The organism is Roseomonas aerilata DSM 19363 (assembly GCF_000711725.1).
In the GTDB taxonomy this organism is placed as follows: Bacteria; Pseudomonadota; Alphaproteobacteria; order Acetobacterales; family Acetobacteraceae; genus Roseomonas; species Roseomonas aerilata.
Window position 1 is genome coordinate 113,580 of sequence record NZ_JONP01000004.1, and the last position, 16,630, is coordinate 130,209.

General features: G+C 70.8%; 15 protein-coding genes. 4 read left to right on the plus strand and 11 right to left on the minus strand.

The window, feature by feature from the left end:
- Window positions 1–5: 5 nt before the first annotated feature.
- From BO39_RS06285 to wrbA, 7 genes are all read right to left on the minus strand, one after another.
- Entirely contained in the window at window positions 6–1,409 is a 1,404-nt protein-coding gene (locus tag BO39_RS06285) for a hypothetical protein (protein ID WP_043831153.1), read from the minus strand.
- A 31-nt stretch (window positions 1,410–1,440) separates the two neighbouring features.
- Window positions 1,441–2,817 (minus strand): pyruvate dehydrogenase complex dihydrolipoamide acetyltransferase, encoded by a 1,377-nt coding sequence (locus tag BO39_RS06290; protein ID WP_043831154.1) that lies wholly within the window; start codon window positions 2,815–2,817, stop codon window positions 1,441–1,443.
- A gap of 16 nt (window positions 2,818–2,833) precedes the next feature.
- Window positions 2,834–4,291 (minus strand): pyruvate dehydrogenase complex E1 component subunit beta, encoded by a 1,458-nt coding sequence (locus BO39_RS06295; RefSeq protein ID WP_043831156.1) that lies wholly within the window; start codon window positions 4,289–4,291, stop codon window positions 2,834–2,836.
- A 1-nt stretch (window position 4,292) separates the two neighbouring features.
- Window positions 4,293–5,339 (minus strand): pyruvate dehydrogenase (acetyl-transferring) E1 component subunit alpha, encoded by a 1,047-nt coding sequence (gene pdhA / locus BO39_RS06300; RefSeq protein ID WP_043831158.1) that lies wholly within the window; start codon window positions 5,337–5,339, stop codon window positions 4,293–4,295.
- A 226-nt stretch (window positions 5,340–5,565) separates the two neighbouring features.
- Window positions 5,566–5,895 (minus strand): FtsB family cell division protein, encoded by a 330-nt coding sequence (locus BO39_RS06305; RefSeq protein WP_043831159.1) that lies wholly within the window; start codon window positions 5,893–5,895, stop codon window positions 5,566–5,568.
- A gap of 188 nt (window positions 5,896–6,083) precedes the next feature.
- Window positions 6,084–7,367 carry a phosphopyruvate hydratase gene (gene eno, locus BO39_RS06310; protein ID WP_043831160.1) on the minus strand — a complete coding sequence of 428 codons (1,284 nt, stop codon included), beginning with the start codon at window positions 7,365–7,367 and terminating at the stop codon, window positions 6,084–6,086.
- A 126-nt stretch (window positions 7,368–7,493) separates the two neighbouring features.
- Complete coding sequence (gene wrbA, locus BO39_RS06315) at window positions 7,494–8,096, minus strand: NAD(P)H:quinone oxidoreductase (protein WP_043831162.1); 603 nt, start codon at window positions 8,094–8,096, stop codon at window positions 7,494–7,496.
- A 207-nt stretch (window positions 8,097–8,303) separates the two neighbouring features.
- Between wrbA and BO39_RS33575 the strand changes: the two genes are divergently transcribed.
- Both BO39_RS33575 and BO39_RS33580 read left to right on the plus strand, forming a co-directional pair.
- Window positions 8,304–8,810, plus strand: a complete 507-nt coding sequence (locus BO39_RS33575) for a hypothetical protein (RefSeq protein ID WP_052401661.1) — start codon at window positions 8,304–8,306, stop codon at window positions 8,808–8,810.
- A complete protein-coding gene (locus BO39_RS33580) occupies window positions 8,807–9,265 on the plus strand; it encodes a DUF421 domain-containing protein (protein ID WP_052401663.1) in 459 nt (152 codons plus the stop codon). Before BO39_RS33575 ends, BO39_RS33580 begins: the two co-directional genes overlap by 4 nt.
- 4 nt (window positions 9,266–9,269) lie before the next feature.
- Here the strand turns inward: BO39_RS33580 and kdsA are convergent, their stop codons facing one another.
- The 4 genes from kdsA to tpiA all read right to left on the minus strand — a co-directional run bounded on the left by kdsA (window position 9,270) and on the right by tpiA (window position 13,049).
- On the minus strand, window positions 9,270–10,091 hold the full coding sequence (gene kdsA / locus BO39_RS06330; RefSeq protein ID WP_043831164.1) for a 3-deoxy-8-phosphooctulonate synthase: 822 nt from the start codon (window positions 10,089–10,091) through the stop codon (window positions 9,270–9,272).
- A complete protein-coding gene (locus BO39_RS06335) occupies window positions 10,088–11,719 on the minus strand; it encodes a CTP synthase (RefSeq protein ID WP_043831166.1) in 1,632 nt (543 codons plus the stop codon). The genes kdsA and BO39_RS06335 overlap by 4 nt, the downstream gene beginning before the upstream one ends.
- Window positions 11,720–11,821: 102 nt before the next feature.
- The gene (secG, locus tag BO39_RS06340; protein WP_043831168.1) at window positions 11,822–12,193 is read right to left on the minus strand and encodes a preprotein translocase subunit SecG; all 372 of its coding nucleotides are present in this window, start codon (window positions 12,191–12,193) and stop codon (window positions 11,822–11,824) included.
- Between the two features lie 97 nt (window positions 12,194–12,290).
- Window positions 12,291–13,049 (minus strand): triose-phosphate isomerase, encoded by a 759-nt coding sequence (gene tpiA, locus BO39_RS06345; RefSeq protein WP_043831170.1) that lies wholly within the window; start codon window positions 13,047–13,049, stop codon window positions 12,291–12,293.
- Between the two features lie 123 nt (window positions 13,050–13,172).
- Here tpiA and BO39_RS34920 point away from each other — a divergent pair, with 123 nt between their 5' ends.
- Together BO39_RS34920 and trpE are read left to right on the plus strand one after the other, a co-directional pair.
- Window positions 13,173–15,071 (plus strand): peptidylprolyl isomerase, encoded by a 1,899-nt coding sequence (locus tag BO39_RS34920; RefSeq protein ID WP_043831172.1) that lies wholly within the window; start codon window positions 13,173–13,175, stop codon window positions 15,069–15,071.
- On the plus strand, window positions 15,068–16,585 hold the full coding sequence (trpE, locus tag BO39_RS06355; protein ID WP_043831174.1) for an anthranilate synthase component I: 1,518 nt from the start codon (window positions 15,068–15,070) through the stop codon (window positions 16,583–16,585). Before BO39_RS34920 ends, trpE begins: the two co-directional genes overlap by 4 nt.
- The last annotated feature ends 45 nt before the right edge of the window (window positions 16,586–16,630 follow it).

Below are 16,630 nucleotides of genomic sequence, written 5' to 3' on the forward strand. Positions count from 1 at the left end.
CCCCCTCAGGCCAGCGTGCCGCGCAGCGCCGGCCAGCGCCGGGCGGCGAGGGAGAGGATGGCCCAGGCAGCGGCAACCGAGAGGCCGAGGATCAGCGCAAGGTTGTAGCGCTCCTGGTTCACCGAGGCCCCGGCATGAACGACCAGCATGATCCAGGCCGGCGCTGCATAGAGCGCCCAAAGCCGCAGCCGCCCCGCCCGGTGCGCCGCGACAAGCCCAAGCGGCAGCAACAGGATCACGACGATCCCCACGTTCCGCCCGACCCAAAGCCCCCTCCAGGCAAGCGAGAGAGTGGAGGCCACATAGGCGACGGGACGGCCGATCACCTCATCCCGCAGCAGCCCCGGCACGAGGTCGTCGATCCGTCCGGGCGCCGCCAGCGCGGCGTGGCGGCGGTGCTGGCCGATATCGTAGAGGCTGTCCGGCAGGTTCCAGTCGAGCCGCCGCACCGTCTCGTGGCCGAAGAGACGCTCCGCCAATCCATCGCCGAAATCGGGCAGCCAGTAGAGGAAGGAGGCGCCGAATTCCCTGGGCGTCATCTCGTTATAGGCCATGCGCTCTATCAGTACGGCCGGGCCGTATCCGGCGGTGAGCGCGAAACGGCCGAGCACCGCCTCGTTCCGCAATGCCCAGGGCAGCGTGACGGCCGCGACGCCGAGGGCGAAGAGCGCCGTCGCGGCGATCCGCCGCCCGGACGGGACCGGCCGCATCGCCGCGTAAAGCAGCGCCGGCAGCGCGACCGGAAGCAGCACGACATGGCTCGGCCGCGTCAGCAACAGCAGGCCGAAGAACAGCCCGCCCAGCAGCGCCACCCCGCGCCTGCCGTCCAGCAGCGCCCGCATGAAGGTGTAAGCCGCACCGGAGAAGAGGAAGAGCGCCAGGCTCTCGGTCATCGCGAGGCTGAAGAGGCGCGCATAGGCGAGGCAGAGAACCAGCCCGATCCCGGTGGCCAGCCCCGCGACCGCGAGGCTCCCGCTCACCCGCCGGGCCGCCGCCAGCAGGAAGGCCAGCGCCCCCGCGACGAGCGCCATGTGCAGCGGCCGCACCAGTCCGCGATAGGCCGGGCAGCGCGCCGCGACATCGGCCGAGGGCGTGTGCCGCACCATGCAGCCCGCCGCTTCTCGCAGGCTTGGTTCGACAGACATCACGCCCGCCAGCAGCAGCGGATAGGCCGGGCCGAGGAACATGCCCGGCGGTGGCGCCTCCACCGCGCTGTCCACGCGGTCGAAGAAGCCGTCCGAGAAGGTGCCCCAGCGCAGCAGGTCCCAGGCGGTGGTCGCGTAGAAGGACTGGTCGCCATAGGAGAGGTCACGCGGCGGCGCCCGCAGACCCGCCACGAGCAGCGCGGCGAAGCAGAGGGCGAAGGCCAGCACCACCGGCCTCCCCCCCTGCCCCCAGCGGGCGAGCATCGTCACCTCTCCGCGCCGGCCGCCGGATGCATCAGAGCATCAGGCTCAGCGGATCCTCGACGATCGACTTGAAGGTCGCGACCCATTCCGCCGCCAGCGCACCATCGATGGCGCGATGGTCGACCGAGAGCGTGACCGTCATGACGGTCGCGACCGCCAGCTGCCCGTCCTTCACCACCGGCCGCTTCTCGCCGGCGGAAACCGCGAGGATGCCGGCCTGCGGCGGGTTGATGATGGCCGAGAACTCCTTCACCCCGAACATGCCCATGTTCGAGATGGAGAAGCCGCCGCCCTGGAACTCCTCGGGCTTCAGCTTCCCGGCCTTCGCGCGGGCGGCGAGGTCCTTCATCTCGTTGGAGATGGTGGCCAGGCCCTTCTGGTCGGCCTTGCGGATGATCGGCGTGATCAGCCCGTCGGGGATCGACACGGCGATGCTGATGTCCACGTCGTCGTAGATCACCATCGCGTTGTCGGTCCAGGTCGCGTTCGTCTGCGGCAGCTTGCGCAGCGTCGCGGCCGTCGCCTTGATGACGAGGTCGTTCACCGAGAGCTTGTAGGCCCCCGGCCCCTCCTTCGGGGAACGCGCGTTGAGGTCGGCGCGCAGCTTCATCAGCGCGTCCAGTTCCACGTCGATCGAGACGTAGAAGTGCGGGATGGTCTGCTTCGCCTCCGTCAGGCGGCGGGCGATGACCTTGCGCATCGAGGAGTGCGGCACCGCCTTGTGCGGGGCGGTGATGACCGGCGCGGGCGCGGCCGGCTTCGGCGCCGCGGCAGGCGCCGGCGCGGGCGCGGCGGCGGCAGCCTGCGGCGCGGGCGCGGCGACCGGCTTCGGTGCAGCCTGGGCTGCCTCCACATCCGCCTTCACGATCCGCCCGCCTGGGCCGGAACCCTTGATCGAGCCGAGATCGAGCCCCGCCTGCCCTGCCATGCGGCGCGCGAGCGGCGAGGCGAAGATGCGCCCGGCCTGCCCGTTCGCCACCGGCGCGGGCACCGGTGCCGGTCCCTGCGGCTTCGGCGCATCCGGCACCACCGGCTGCTCCGCCGCGCCCGCAACCTTGCCGCCCGAGGCCTGCACGGCCTCCAGCGCCGGGCTGCCAGAGGGCGAGGGCGCGGATTCCGTGGCCTTGGCGGGCGCCGCGGCCGGCGCGCCGGACGGAACCGCCTCGCCCTCCTCCACCATCACGCCGATGGGCTGGTTGACCTGCACGCCCTCGGTGCCGTCGGGCACGAGGATCTTGCCGAGGATGCCCTCATCCACGGCCTCGAATTCCATCGTGGCCTTGTCGGTCTCGATCTCGCAGATCACGTCGCCCGACTTGACCTGCTCGCCCTCCTTCTTGAGCCAGCGGGCGAGCGTCCCCTCCGTCATCGTCGGGGAAAGCGCGGGCATCAGGATGTTGGTCGCCATGGTGCGCGCGCCCCTCTTACTTGTAGGTGACTTTGCGCGCCGCCTCGATCACCTGCGCCACCGTCGGCAGCGCGAGCTTCTCAAGGTTGGCGGCATAGGGCATCGGCACGTCGAGGCCGGCCACGCGGACCGGCGGCGCGTCGAGGTAGTCGAAGGCTTCCTCGACCACCTGCATCGCGACCTCGGCGCCAATATTGGCGAAGGCCCAGCCCTCCTCCAGCGTCACCAGCCGGTTCGTCTTGCGGACCGAAGCAAGCACCGTCTCGATGTCGAGCGGGCGGATGGTGCGGAGGTTGATCACCTCCGCCGAAATCCCCGCCTTCTCCAGCTCGGCCGCCGCCTGCATCGCGAGGCCGACCATGATCGAGTAGGAAACGATCGTGACGTCCGTGCCCTTGCGCTCCACCTTCGCCTTGCCGATCGGGAGGATGAAGTCCTCCGCCACCGGGCAGTCGAAGGTCTGGCCGTAAAGGATCTCGTTCTCGAGGAAGATGATCGGGTTCGGGTCGCGGATGGCCGCGCGCAGCAGGCCCTTCGCATCGGCCGAGGACCAGGGCGCGATCACCTTCAGGCCCGGCACATGCGCGTACCAGGATGTGTAGTCCTGGCTGTGCTGGGCGGCCACGCGCGCCGCCGCGCCATTGGCGCCGCGGAACACGATCGGGCAGCCGAGCTGGCCGCCCGACATGTAGAGGGTCTTCGCCGCCGAGTTGATGATGTGGTCGATCGCCTGCATGGCGAAGTTGAAGGTCATGAACTCGACGATCGGCTTCAGCCCGGTCAGCGCCGCGCCGACCGCCATGCCCGTGAAGCCGTGCTCGGTGATCGGCATGTCGAGCACGCGCTTCGGCCCGAACTCGTCCAACATCCCCTGCGAGATCTTGTAGGCGCCCTGGTACTGGGCGACCTCCTCGCCCATCAGGAACACGTCCCCGTCCGCGCGCATCTCGAGCGACATGGCGTCGCGCAGCGCCTCGCGCACGGTGATGGGCTTCGTCTCGCCCCAGTCCTTCTCGGGCGCGGCGTCGGTGGACTTCGCCTGGGCGGCCACCCCCTCGTCGCGCGCCGCGCCGCGGGCGGAGACCTCGCCGTAGTCCTCGGCAGTCTTCGCCACCTTCGCCGCCTCGCCGCCGTGCTGCGTGGCGTTGGATTCCGGCAGATTGACGGACGCCGCCTTGCTGCCCTGCTGCGTCGCGGGGGTGCCCGCATCGCCTGCCGGGGCCGCGCTGCCGTCGCCACCGTCGAGCTCGGCGATGGCGGCGTTCACCTGCACGCCCTCGGTGCCCTCGGGCACGAGGAGCTTCGTGATGCGCCCCTCATCGACCGCCTCCACCTCCATGGTGGCCTTGTCGGTCTCGATCTCGGCGAGAACGTCGCCGGACTTCACCTCGTCCCCTTCCTTCTTCAGCCAGCGGCTGAGCTTTCCCTCCGTCATGGTGGGGGAAAGCGCGGGCATCAGGATCGTCGCGCCCATCTCAGCGGGTCTCCACCAGAACATCGGTCCAGAGCTCGGATTCGTCCGGCTCGGGGCTGGACTGGGCGAATTCGGCGGCGTCCGCCACGATCGCCTTCACCTCGTCATCCACCGCCTTCAACTCGGCCTCGCCCCGGCCGGACTCCAGCAGCAGCTTGCGCACATGCTCGATGCAGTCGCTCTGCTCGCGCATCTTCTGCACCTCCTCGCGCGTGCGGTACTTCGCGGGGTCGGACATGGAGTGGCCGCGGTAGCGGTAGGTGAGCATCTCCAGCAGGTAGGGGCCCTTGCCCTCGCGGCAGTGGGCAACGGCGCGCTCGCCGGCGGCCTTCACCGCCATCACGTCCATGCCGTCCACCTGCTCGCCCGGGATGCCCCAGGGCGCGCCGTTCTTCGACAGGTCCTTCGAGGCGGAGGCGCGCTCCACGCTCGTGCCCATGCCGTAGCGGTTGTTCTCGATGACGAAGACGCAGGGCAGCTTCAGCAGGGCGGCGAGGTTGAAGCTCTCATAGACCTGGCCCTGGTTGGAGGCGCCCTCGCCGAAATAGGCGAGGCTCACCTGGCCGTTCTCGCGATACCAGTTGGCGAAGGCCAAGCCGGTGCCGAGCGCCACCTGGGCGCCGACGATCCCGTGGCCGCCGTAGAAGCCCTTCTCGCGGGAGAACATGTGCATGCTCCCGCCCTTGCCCTTGGAATAGCCGCCGATGCGCCCGGTCAGCTCGGCCATCACGCCGCGGGCTTCCATGCCGGTCGCCAGCATGTGCCCGTGGTCGCGGTAGGAGGTGATGACCTGATCGCCCTCCTGCAGGGTCATCTGCATGCCGACCACCACGGCCTCCTGGCCGATGTAGAGGTGGCAGAAGCCGCCGATCAGACCCATGCCGTAGAGCTGGCCCGCCCTCTCCTCGAAGCGGCGGATAAGCAGCATGTCGCGGTAGGCGCGGGACAACAGGTCCTGGTTGTGCCCTGCGGAGGGGGCTGTGGAGGGAACCGCCTCCTTCCCGTTCGCGCCGCCGCGCTTTGTCGCGCTTTCCGTCCCGTTAGCCATGGGCTGCTCCTGGTTCAAGCCGCCCGAGACGCGGCCTCCTAGGGGCAGATACGGTGGACAATGCCGATCAGCAAGTTATAGGACTCGGCTAAGCCATTGATGTTGCACCGCGTCATGACGATTCATGCAGGGGTCATGACGCATTTGCGAGGTTTAGGAAGGCATAAACGCCCTTCCGGCCGGGCAGGACCCTAAGCGCGGGGCCCGCCGCCTGTGCTCACCAGGATCAGAAAAGGCGTCGGTTCGGCGCGTAGGGAACGACGATCTCGTCCCGCGCGACGACGTTCAGCAGGGCGCGGGCGCGCTCCTCCAGCATGTCGCGATCGAGGTGCTCGGCGCGCAGGCCGGCCACCTTCCTCTCCATGGCGTCACGCTCCGCCTCCGCATCGGCCAGCACGAGGCGGGCCTGCGCGATCTCGGCGTTGCGGGCATCTCGCGCGATCAGGCCGCGCGTGCCGTTCATCGCGTGGTGGGCAAAGTAGCCGCACAGCGCGAAGAAAATCCCTGGAAGCACCAGGGCTTGCGCCCGGCGCTTCACACCGCTGAAGAAAGCCAACTGCCCCTCCCCCGAAGAGCTTAGGCTGATCGGAAGTGATCCCCTGACCGTGAGTAGACTGGCACTGGGGCTGCCGTGCAAGGCGTTTCACGGCAAAGCAGTGAAAACTCAGGCAAAAACATACGGGCGTGGCGCCGAAAGCGCGGTCCACGCCCGCGGCGGAGGGCTAGCGCCCCCGCGACGGAGGGCTAGCGCCCCCGCGGCAGTACCGTACGGCCGGCGTAGCGGGCGGCCGGGCCAAGATCCTGCTCGATGCGAATGAGCTGGTTGTACTTCGCCAGCCGGTCCGAGCGCGACAGCGAGCCGGTCTTGATCTGCCCGCAATTCGTGGCCACCGCCAGGTCGGCGATCGTCGCGTCCTCCGTCTCGCCGGAGCGGTGGGACATCACCGCCTTGTAGGCGGCACGGTGCGCCATCTCGACGGCCTCCAGCGTCTCGGTCAGCGTGCCGATCTGGTTCACCTTCACCAGGATGGCGTTGCCGACCCCACGCTCGATCCCCTGGCGCAGCCGCTCCGGGTTGGTGACGAAGAGATCGTCGCCCACGAGGTTGACGGAACCGCCGAGTCGCTCGGTCAGCAGCTTCCAGCCCTCCCAGTCGTCCTCGGCGCAGCCATCCTCGATGGAGACGATCGGGTAGCGGCCGCAAAGGTTGGCCAGGTAGTCCACCATCCCCCCGGCATCGAGCTTCACTCCCTCGCCTTCCATGTCGTAGGTGCCGTTCTTGAAGAACTCGGTGGAGGCGCAGTCGAGGGCGAACATGATGTCCTCGCCCACCCGGTGCCCGGCCGCCTCGCAGGCGGAGGCGATGAAGTCGAGCGCCTCCTCGGCGCTCTTGAGGTTCGGCGCGAAGCCGCCCTCGTCGCCCACATTCGTCGCGTGGCCGGCGTCGTGCAGCTTCTTTTTCAGCGCCTGGAAGACCTCGGAGCCGATTCGCACGGCGTCCGCGATCGTGCCGGCCGCCACCGGCATGATCATGAATTCCTGGATGTCGATCGGGTTGTCCGCGTGCTGGCCGCCGTTGATGATGTTCATCATCGGCACCGGCAGGGTGCGGGCGAAGGTGCCGCCGACATAGCGGTAGAGCGGTAGCCCGTAGTGCTCCGCCGCCGCCTTGGCCGAGGCGAGGGAGACCGCGAGCATGGCGTTCGCGCCGAGCCGACCCTTATTGGGGGTTCCGTCCAGCTCGATCATCGCCTGGTCGATCTTCACCTGGTCGGTGACGTCGAGGCCGGAAAGGGCGTCGAAGATCTCGCCCTCGACATTGGCGCAGGCCTTGCGCACGCCCTTGCCGCCGTAGCGGGACTTGTCGCCGTCGCGCAGCTCCACCGCCTCATGCGCGCCGGTCGAGGCGCCGGAGGGGACGATGGCGCGGCCCATGGCCCCGCTGTCCAGCATCACCTCCACTTCCACGGTGGGGTTGCCCCGGCTGTCGAGCACCTCGCGGGCAACGATGTCGGAAATGGCGCTCATCTGTGCTGTCTCCCGGCCTTGCCCCGCGTTTCCGGGACCCGGAGCGGATAGGGCCAGCCGGGATGGCAAGCAAGTGTGCGGCCGTAACGATGCCGCCACCTGCCCTTCCCGGCCGCCCCCTCAGGATCAGGCCGCCAGCTTGGCCGCGATCCGCGCGACATGCGCTCCCTGGAAGCGGGCGCCGCCGAGATCGTCCTCCGTCGGCTTCGCGCTGCCGTCACCGCCCGCGATGGTGCTGGCGCCATAGGGGGTGCCGCCCTGCACCTTCGTGATGTCGGTCAGCGGCGCGTAGCTGTAGGGCAGGCCCACGATCACCATGCCGAAGTGATAGAGCACGTTGTTCGTGGCGAGGATCGTGCTCTCCTGGCCGCCATGGGGGCTGGCGGTGGAGGTGAAGGAGGAACCCACCTTCCCCACCAGCGCGCCGGTGGCCCAGAGCCCGCCCGTCTGGTCGAGAAAGTTCTTCATCTGCGCGGCCATGTTCCCGTAGCGGGTCGGCGTGCCAATGATGATCGCGTCATAGCCCGGCAGTTCCGCGACCGTCGCGACGGGCGCCGCCTGGTCCACCTTGTAATGGGACTTCCGCGCCACCTCCTCGGGCACCAACTCCGGCACCCGACGGATATCGACGGTCGTGCCGGGCACGGAGCGGGCGCCCTCCGCGACCGCTTCCGCCAGCGCCTCGATGTGGCCGTAGCTGGAGTAGTAGAGGACCAGGACCTTCGCCATCCGATAGGCTTCCTTCCGAAACAGGATTTGCACGGCGGCCGTGCCGCCCCCGGGGCAGCCCGGGACGCCGCGCCCGCGACGGCCGGGACTTAGGCAACTTCGTCCGGGCGTCAAAACCCGAAGGCCGGATAACCATCATTCACGGACAGGTATGACAATCCCGTCATCCCGCTCCGCCGGTCATGCCGCGCCCGCGTTCGGCCCCTCATGCAGATCCCGCCAACGATCGCGCGCATCGACGCGCGTGCCGGCCTGCAGCGGCGGGTATGGACGGCGTCGCGCATCGCCTGGCGGACCATGGTGGCCGTGCTGCTGCTCGCTGCCGGCGGGGCCTTCGGCGACGGCCCTCTGGCGGAGGCCGAGGCACGCGCCGCCGATGGCAGCATCAGGGTCGCCTACGACCGCTTTCAGCGCTCCGACGCCGGCTCGACCCTCGATATCCGGCTTCGAGGCGGACAGGGCGGCGAGGCCCGCTTCTGCCTCGACCACGCCTTCGGGCAGGCTTGGCAGGTCACCCTCATCGAGCCCGCCGCCCTGCGGGAGGAGCTGAACGCTGGCGGCACCTGCCATGTCGTGGCGCTGTCCGCCACCCCGCCGGGGGCGCCGCTCATCCGCCTGCGGGTCCATCCCCGCCACGCCGCGCTGCGGATCGAGGGCTCGCTCTATGTCCCCGGCGGCGATCCCGTGAGCATTCGGGCGCTCGTCTGGCCATGATCGACATCATCTTCCGCACCGCCATCGCCTGGCTCGGCCTGACCATCCTGCTCCGCCTCTCCGGCCGACGGACCCTGGGCGAGATGAGCGCGGTGGACCTTGTGGTCCTGCTGATCACGGGCGACATGATTCAGCAGTCGCTGCTCGGGGACGATGCGAGCCTTACCAGCGGCTTCGTGGTGATCATCACCCTGCTGACGCTCACCATGGCCTATGCAAAGGCCAAGGCTGTCTGGCCCGGCGCCGCGCGCCACTTCGAGGGTGTCCCGACCGTGCTCATCCGCAACGGCAAGCCCGACGAACGGCAGATGGCGAACAGCCGCGTCGCCATGGACGAGATCTTGGAGGCGGCCCGCCTGCAGGGCATCACGGAGCCGGAGGAGATCCGCTTCGCCCTGCTGGAGGTGAGCGGCCAAATCAGCATCATCCCGCGCGCCCCGGCCGGGCGCGCCTAGAGGCTCAGCCCGCCTTGGCGAGCGCGTCGAAACGCTTCAGGCGCTCGATCAGCGCCGGCATCTCCCGCAGCGGGATCATGTTCGGCCCGTCGCTCGGTGCGTGGTCAGGATCCGGATGGGTCTCGATGAAGACCATGGCCACACCGACCGCCACCGCCGCCCGAGCCAGCACGGGGGCGAACTCCCGCTGCCCGCCGCTGGACCCGCCGAGCCCGCCCGGCTGCTGCACCGAGTGGGTGGCGTCGAAGACCACGGGGTAGCCCGTCCGCGCCATGATCGGCAGGCCCCGAAGGTCGGAGACGAGGGTGTTGTACCCGAAGGAGGTTCCGCGGTCGCAGAGCAGGATGTGCTCGTTGCCGGTGGAGGCGATCTTGGCGGCGACGTTCACCATGTCCCAGGGCGCAAGGAACTGCCCCTTCTTCACGTTCACCGCGCGCCCGGTGCGCCCCGCCGCCAACAGCAGGTCGGTCTGGCGGGAGAGGAAGGCCGGGATCTGCAGGCAGTCTACCACCTCCCCCACGGGGGCGCATTGCGCGGCGTCGTGCACGTCGGTCAGCACGGGAAGTCCGGTGCGGTCGCGCACCTCCGCCAGGATGGAAAGCCCCTCCTCCAGCCCCACGCCGCGCGCGGCGCCCGCGCTGGTGCGGTTGGCCTTATCGAAGCTCGACTTGAAGACCATTCCGACGCCGGCCTCCCGCGCCATGGTCGCCAGCGCCTCGGCGCATTCCAGCGCGTGCGCCCGGCTCTCGATCTGGCAGGGGCCGGAGATGAAGGCGAGCGGCAGGTCGTTCCCGACCTGCACGTTCCCGATCGAGACGGCGCTCATACCAGGCGCGCCTGGCGCACCGCCGCCCCGATGAACCCGGCAAACAGCGGGTGCGGGTCGAAGGGCTTGGACTTCAACTCGGGGTGGTACTGCACGCCAACGAACCAGGGATGGTCCGGCCGCTCCACGATCTCGGGCAGCACGCCGTCGGGCGACATGCCGGAGAAGCGCAGGCCCGTCTGCTCCAGCTTGTCCCGGTAGTTCACGTTCACCTCGTAGCGGTGGCGATGTCGCTCACTGATCTCGGCCTTACCGCCATAGATCGAGCGGACCAGTGAATCTTCGGCCAGCAGGGAGGGATAGGAGCCCAGCCGCATGGTGCCGCCGAGGTCACCGCCCTCCTCGCGCCGCTCAAGCTGGTTGCCGCGCTTCCATTCCGTCAGCAGGCCCACCACGGGATCCTCGCAGGGGCCGAACTCGGTGGAGGAGGCGTGGGGCAGCCCTGCCTGGTTCCGCGCCGCCTCGACCACGGCCATCTGCATGCCGAAGCAGATGCCGAAGAAGGGCACCTTCTGCTCCCGCGCGAACTGAACCGCGCGGATCTTGCCCTCCGAGCCGCGCTCACCGAAGCCGCCGGGGACGAGGATGCCGTGCACCCCCTCCAGCCGCTTCGTCGCGCCCTCGCCCTCGAAGATGGAGCTGTCCACCCAGTCGAGCCGCACCTTCACGTTGTGCGCGATGCCGCCATGGGTCAGCGCCTCGCCGAGCGACTTGTAGGCGTCGAGCAGCGACATGTACTTGCCGACCACGGCGACCGTCACCTCGCCCTCCGGCTGCTGGAGGGAGGCGACGATCCGGCGCCAGCGGGAGAGATCGGGCTCACCGTAAACCGACATGTCGAAGTGCCGCAGCACTTCCCGGTCCAGCCCCTCCGCATGGTATTGCAGGGGCACGGCGTAGATCGAGGTCGCGTCGAGCGCGGGGATCACGCTCTCGGGCCGCACATTGCAGAAACTGGCGATCTTGCGCCGCTCGTTCTCCGGGATCGGCCGGTCGCTGCGGCAGAGAAGGATCTGCGGCTGGATGCCGAGGCCCAGCAGCTCCTTCACGCTGTGCTGGGTCGGCTTCGTCTTCAGCTCGCCGGCGGAGGCGATCCAGGGCACGAGCGTCAGGTGCACGAAGATGCTGCGGCGCGGGCCCAGCTCGTTCGCCAGCTGGCGCATTGCTTCGAGGAAGGGAAGGCTCTCGATATCGCCGACGGTGCCGCCGACCTCCACCAGCACGAAGTCGTAGTCCTCGACCCCTGCGGTGATGCCCTCCTTGATGGCGTCGGTGATGTGCGGGATGACCTGCACGGTCCCGCCCAGGTACTCGCCGCGCCGCTCCTTCGCGATCACGTCGGAGTAGATGCGCCCCGTCGTCCAGGCGTCGGCCTGGTTGGCATGAACCCCGGTGAAGCGCTCGTAATGGCCGAGGTCGAGGTCCGTCTCCGCCCCGTCATCGGTCACGAAGACCTCGCCGTGCTGATACGGGCTCATCGTGCCCGGATCGACGTTGAGATAGGGGTCCAGCTTCCGCAGGCGGACCTTGTAGCCGCGCGCCTGCAGGAGGGCCGCAAGGGACGCGGCGGCGATGCCCTTGCCGAGGGAGGAGACCACGCCGCCGGTGATGAATACGTACCGCGTCATGGGAGACCCTCATAGCAAGCGTTTGGGCGCCGCGGCCAGGGGCCGCGGACGCAGGGAAGGCATGCGCGGCCCCTCCTTGCGAAGGGCCGCCGGTGGAACGGGTTAGTTGTTCGGAACGCTCGGCGCCGGCGGCAGCGCGGGCAGCGACGGGGCGGCAGGTGTGCCACCGGCGGCGGGCGCGCCGCCGGGCGCGGCACCCGGCGCGGCGGAGGGCGGCGGCGCGTCGAAGATGGAGCGCTGCCGCCCCGTCCCCTGGTTCATCAGCCCGAGCGCAAGGGCGAGCGCCATGAAGATGGCCGCCAGCACCCCCGTCGCCCGCGTCAGCAGATTCGCGGTCCCCCGCCCGGACATGAAGCTGCCCATGCCCTGGGAGGAGCCGATGCCCAGCCCGCCGCCCTCGCTGCGCTGAAGCAGCACCACCCCGATCAGGGCGGCGGCGACAAAGAAGTGCAGAACGAGGAGGACGGTGATCATGGCGGCCGGGTTCTAGCCCCGTTACGTCCCTGGGGGGAAGGGCAAAGCCCTCCCCGGGGGGGAAGGGCAAAGCCCTCCCCGCGTTAGGAGCAGCCCTTCAGGCCGGCACCGCCGCCGCAATCGCCAGGAAATCCGCCGCCTTCAGGCTCGCCCCACCGACCAGCGCGCCGTCCACATTCGCCAGCGCCAGGATGGAAGCGGCATTGGAGGGCTTCACCGAACCGCCATAGAGCAGCCGCGTCGTCCCGCCCTGCCCCGGAAACCGCGCCACCAGCTCCGCCCGCATCCGCGCGTGCATGGCCACGATGTCCCCCTCGGTGGGCGTGCGGCCGGTTCCGATGGCCCAGACGGGCTCGTAGGCCACCACGCCCTTGGCCTCCGTGAAGCCCTCGGGCAGGGAGCCCGCGATCTGCGCGGCCACCACCGCCTCCGCCTCGCCCGAATCGCGCTGGGCCTCGGTCTCGCCCACGCAGACCACGGGGATCAGCCCCGCCTCGATCGCGGCCCCGGCCTTGGCCTTCACCAGGACATCGGTCTCGCCCCGGTCCGCCCGCCGCTCGGAATGGCCGAGGATGACGAAGGCGCAGCCGGCATCGGACAGCATGGCGGCAGACACGTCACCGGTATGGGCGCCGTTCGGCTCCGCCGCGCAGTCCTGCCCGCCGATCGCGACGGCCTTCCAGCCCATCGAGGCCGCGGCGACGTGGAGGTGGACGAAGGGCGGGCAGATCAGCAGGTCCGCCCCGCGAACCCCCTCCAGCCCGGCGCGCACGCCCTCGGCGAGGGCGGCCGCCTCGCGCAGCGTGCCGTTCATCTTCCAGTTGCCGGCGATGAGGGGGCGGACTCCGGGCGTCATGATCTCTCTCCTGGGTTCGGCGCCGCGTATCGGGGTGCCCAGCTTTTGGCAACCGGCCGTTTGGCAAGGGGCCCCGGTTGCGCTACGGGCTGCGCCTTCTCCCGCCTTCAGGTCTCAACGCCAATGATCACCGCGTTCCGCCGCCTCGCCGGCACCTGGTTCGCCAAGGGCCTGTTCATCCTCCTGGTGCTGTCCTTCGGCATCTGGGGCATCGAGGACGTCGTCCGGAACTTCGGGCGGGACAACGCGGTGGCGCGCGTCGGCGGCCAGCCGATCGAGCTGACCGAAGCCCAGAACGCCGCCCGGCGCGAGGGCCAGCGCATCCAGCGCGAGCTCGGCCCGCGCTTCGAGCCGAACGACGCCTTCCGCAACGCCGTGGCCCGCCAGGCGCTGGAGAACCTCATCGCCGGCCGCGCGCAGGGGCTGGAGGCGCGCCGCATGGGCGTCGGCGTCTCGGTGGACGCGATCCGCGCCTATACCTTCTCCATCCCCTCCTTCCAGGGCGCGGACGGCCGCTTCAACCCGCTGATCCTGAACCAGTTCCTGCGCCAGAACGACCTGAGCGAGGCCGACTTCACCCGCCTCGTCGCCTCCGACCTCGAGCGCCAGCAGCTCATCGGCGCGGTGCGGGCCGGCGCCCGCTCTCCGGAGGTCCTGACCCGCCAGCTCCTCGCCTTCGCGGAGGAGAAGCGCAGCGCCGACGTGGCCGAGTTCCCGCTGCTGAGCGCCCCCGAGGTGCCCGAGCCGACCGAGGCGCAGCTCACCCGCTTCCACGAGAACAACCCCGCCCAGTTCTCCTCCCCCGAGTACCGGGAAGCCGCCCTGGCCCTCCTCACGCCCGAGGTGCTGCTGCCCCGCGTGACCGTGACCGACGCCGAGATCGATGCGGGGCTCGACGCCGAGCGCGAGCGGAGCGGCACGCCCGAGCGCCGCACGGTCGAGCAGGCCCTCGTCTCCACGAAGGAGGCGGCGGACGCGATCCGCACCGCCTGGCAGGGCGGCGCCGACCTCGCGACCATCAAGGCCCAGGCCGAGGCCGCCGGCGGCTCCGCTCTCGAGATGGGGACGGTCACGCGGGCCGAGATGCCCGTCGAGAACCTCGCCGCCGCCGTCTTCGGCGCCCCCGAGGGCGGCGTGGCCGAGCCGGTGCAGAGCCCCTTCGGCTGGCACGTCATGAAGGTGACGGCGATCCAGCCCGGCGCCGAGCCGCCGCTGGACGAGCTGCGCGCCCGCACCCGGCAGTCGCTGGCGCTCGAAAAAGCCGCCGACATGACCTTCGAGGAGGCGAACAAGCTGGAGGACGCGCTCTCCTCCGGCGCGACGGTGGAGGAAGCCGCCCAGCGCTTCGGGCTCACCCCCGCCCGCGTGACGGTGGACAAGGAGGGCAACGGCCGCGACGGCCGCCGCGTGGAGCTGCCCGGCGGCCCCGCCGCCCGCGCCGCCGTGCTGGAGGCGATCTTCGCCAGCCCCGTCGGCAGCGGCCCGCGCGTGGCCGAGGCCGCCGGCAGCTTCGTCGCGCTCGACGTGCCCAGCTCCACCCCCGCCGCCCTCCGGCCCTTCGCGACGGTCGAGGCCGAGGTGCGCCGCGCCTGGACCCTCGACGCCCGCCGCCGCGCCCAGGAGGAGCGGGCCGCCGCCCTCCTCGCTGCCGCGCAGGGCGGCAAGGACTTCGCCGAGGCCGCGCGCGAGGCGGGCGTGGAGCCCGTCCGCATGGGCCCCGCGCTTCGTGATCCCCAGGCCGCCACCCCCGGCGGCATCCCGCCGGAGCTGCTGCCCGGCCTCTTCGCCGCCAAGCCCGGCGAGGTGACGATGGCCGCCACCGCCGCCGGCTTCGCCGTCGCGCGCCTGGCCGAGGTCGTGGCGGCGGATGTCGCGGCCGACACCGCCGGCCTCGCCCGGGTGAAGGGCGAGGTGGAGGGAACCATGCAGGACGACCTGGAGGCGCAGTTCGCCGCCGCCCTCCGCGCCCGCGCCAACGTCACCATCAACCCCGCCATGCTGGAGCAGGTCGCCGGGCGATGAGCGGAACCGAGCAGGGCTACGCCGCCTTCGCCGAGGCGCACGCCGCCGGCCGCGGCCAGGTCGTCTGGCGCGAGCGCGTGGCGGACCTCGACACGCCCGTCGGCGCCTTCCTGAAGCTTGCCGAGGGCCGGCCGAACACCTTCCTGCTCGAAAGCGTGGAAGGCGGGCAGAGCCGCGGCCGCTACTCCGTGATCGGCCTCGCGCCCGACCTCGTCTGGCGCTGCCGGGACGGGCGGGCCGAGATCAACCGTCACGCCCTCTCGGCCCCCCACGCCTTCGCGCCCGAGGAGGCCGCGCCGCTCGACAGCCTCCGCGCCCTCATCGCCGCCTGCCGCATGGACCTGCCCCAGGGCTTGCCGCCCCCCGCCGCCGGTCTCTTCGGCTATCTCGGCTACGACATGGTGCGGGAGATGGAGCGCCTGCCCACCCGCACGCCCGACGTGCTCGGCATCCCCGACGCCATCCTCGGCCGCCCCACCCTCATCGCCGTCTTCGACCATGTGCGGGACGTGCTGACCCTCTGCGCCCCGGTCCACGCCGACCATGGCGAGACGGCGCGGGCCGCCTGGGAAGCGGCGCAGGCGCGGCTGGACGAGGCCGAGGCCGCGCTCGACCGCCCCGTGCCGCGCGCCGCACCGCCGGCCGCCCTTCCCGCCCCCGGCGCACCTTCCTCCAACTTCACGAAGGAGGGGTTCATGGCGGCGGTGGAGCGCGGGAAGGAGCTCATCGCGGCGGGCGATGCCTTCCAGATCGTGCTCAGCCAGCGCTTCCAGGCGCCCTTCGCCCTGCCGCCCTTCGCGCTCTACCGGGCGCTGCGGCGGCTCAACCCCGCGCCCTTCCTCTTCCACTTCGACTTCGGCGGCTTCGCGGCCGTCGGCGCCAGCCCCGAGATCCTCGTCCGGCTGCGCGACGGCACCGTCACCGTCCGCCCCCTCGCCGGCACCCGCCGCCGCGGCGCGACGCCCGAGGAGGACGCGGCGCTGGAGAAGGAACTGCTGGCCGACCCAAAGGAGCGGGCCGAACACCTCATGCTTCTCGACCTCGGCCGCAACGATGTCGGCCGCGTGTCGGAGATCGGCAGCGTGCGGGTCACCGCCCAGTTCGGGATCGAGCGCTACAGCCAGGTCATGCATATCGGCAGCGAGGTGCAGGGCCGCCTGCGCCCCGGCCTCTCCGCCCTCGATGCCCTGGCCGCCGGCTTCCCGGCCGGCACCCTCTCCGGCGCGCCCAAGGTGCGGGCGATGGAGATCATCGAGGAGACCGAGCCCTCCCGCCGCGGCGTCTATGCCGGCTGCTTCGGCTATTTCGGCGCCGACGGTGGGATGGATACCTGCATCGGTCTGCGGATGGCGCTGGTGAAGGACGGCGTCATGTCCGTGCAGGCCGGGGCCGGCGTGGTGGCGGACAGCGACCCGGAGGCGGAATACGAGGAAACGCGCCAGAAGGCCCGCGCCCTCTTCCGCGCGGCGGAGGAGGCGGTGCGCTTCGCCGCCGTCCACAAGCGCGGCGGGTAGGGGCGGCCCACCACCCGCGGCCATGCGCCGGCTGCAGGGCACCTC